The sequence below is a fragment of the Lentilactobacillus kisonensis DSM 19906 = JCM 15041 genome, assembly GCF_001434135.1.
Classification (GTDB): domain Bacteria; phylum Bacillota; class Bacilli; order Lactobacillales; family Lactobacillaceae; genus Lentilactobacillus; species Lentilactobacillus kisonensis.
Genome location: NZ_AZEB01000076.1, coordinates 1 through 1,660, shown reverse-complemented (window position 1 = coordinate 1,660; position 1,660 = coordinate 1). Strand labels below are relative to the sequence as shown.

Genomic DNA, 1,660 nt, shown 5'->3' with positions numbered 1-1,660 from the left:
TAAGGTTGACATCGAGATAATTCATAAGAAACTGTTTTGATCTTTGCCATTTACTATCATGGCAATGAGGCTAAAATTGAAGGATTACTGATGGCATCACAAGTGTTCCTGAGTATTGCTTTACCGTTTGCCATCATCCCACTGGTCATGTTCACCAGTAACAAGAAGTTGATGGGTGAGTTCGCCAATCATACTTGGGTCAAGTACGCTGCTTGGTTTGCCACCATTGTGCTGGTAACCTTGAACATCTACTTGATTCTCCAGACGGTTGGCTTGCTGAAATAACCGTTTAAAGACCTTTATAAAAAATAAGTAGGTTTCCGTTATATTCTTTATAAAAGTGTTTAGCAGTTGGGAGTCGTTGACAATTTAAAAATTTGTCTGCGGCTTCTTTTCTTTTAGTCTAAAATAGAGGTTAATAACTAACAGGGGGATTACTAAATGATCAAACCCGAAAAGACAATCAATGGAACCAAATGGATTGAAACGATTCAAATCAATGCCGAAGAACGGGCAACCCTCGAAGATCAGTATGGCATCGATGAAGATATTATTGAGTACGTCACTGATAATGATGAAAGTACTAATTATGTTTATGATATCAATGAGGACGACCAATTATTCATCTTTCTGGCGCCGTATGCCCTCGACAAAGATGCGCTGAGATACATTACCCAGCCATTTGGCATGTTGCTCCATAAGGGCGTTTTATTCACGTTTAATCAAAGCCACATACCTGAAGTCAACACGGCACTTTACTCGGCATTGGATAATCCCGAGGTTAAGAGCGTCGATGCATTTATTCTGGAAACACTGTTTACAGTTGTTGACAGCTTTATCCCAATTTCTCGCAGCATTACCAAGAAACGCAACTATTTGGATAAAATGTTGAACCGGAAGACGAAGAACAGTGACTTGGTTTCACTTTCATATCTTCAACAGACGTTGACCTTTTTGTCCAGCGCGGTCCAAACCAATCTCAGTGAACTCGATCGTTTGCCAAAGACCCATTTTGGTGTCGGTGCTGACCAAGATAAAATTGATTTATTCGAAGACGTGCAAATTGAAGGAGAACAGGTCCAACGGATGTTTGAGATTGAAACCCAAGTCGTTGACCGCATTGATCACACCTTCAACAGTATTGCCAACAATAATCTGAACGATACAATGAAATTTTTGACAATTTGGTCACTGACCATGGCTGTGCCAACGATTATTACCGGATTCTATGGGATGAACGTGAAACTGCCGTTAGCCGGGATGCAATACGCTTGGATGCTGACTTTGGGGATTTCTGTCGCCTTGATTGTGGCGATGCTGATTATGCTGAAGGTCTGGCGGAAGATGTGATGGGTGAGTGACTTGCTGCTGGGTGGGGGACTTTTTTGGAATGTGTATAGTTGAGCAGTTATGCTATTTTGAGCACCCTTCGGCTTCTGAAATACGCTCCGACGACCCTGACCCCGGCCACATAAGACAAAAAATCCAGTAACGAACAAAAACCGTTCGCTACTGGATTTTCTGCCTTATGCTCTGGGGTCAACCCGGGTCTTGTCACGCTCTTATTTTTTACCATTTCTTTACCCAATCAATACCAAGCAAAAACATTACCCTTCTATACTAAAAGTGTTAGAAGCTGTCTAAAATCTCTTAAGTAATA

The 1,660-nt window shown here is 41.4% G+C and carries 1 protein-coding gene and 1 pseudogene; both read left to right on the top strand.

Translation table 11 applies throughout. The annotated features are described in order from the left end of the window. Positions 1-33: 33 nt before the first annotated feature. Positions 34-285: pseudogene (locus FC98_RS13715) on the top strand (divalent metal cation transporter); the annotation flags it as partial. 156 nt (positions 286-441) lie between these two features. Beyond that, positions 442-1,350: a magnesium transporter CorA family protein gene (locus FC98_RS13710; protein ID WP_054656218.1), complete on the top strand. Its 909-nt coding sequence runs from the start codon at positions 442-444 to the stop codon at positions 1,348-1,350. Positions 1,351-1,660 lie beyond the last annotated feature (310 nt).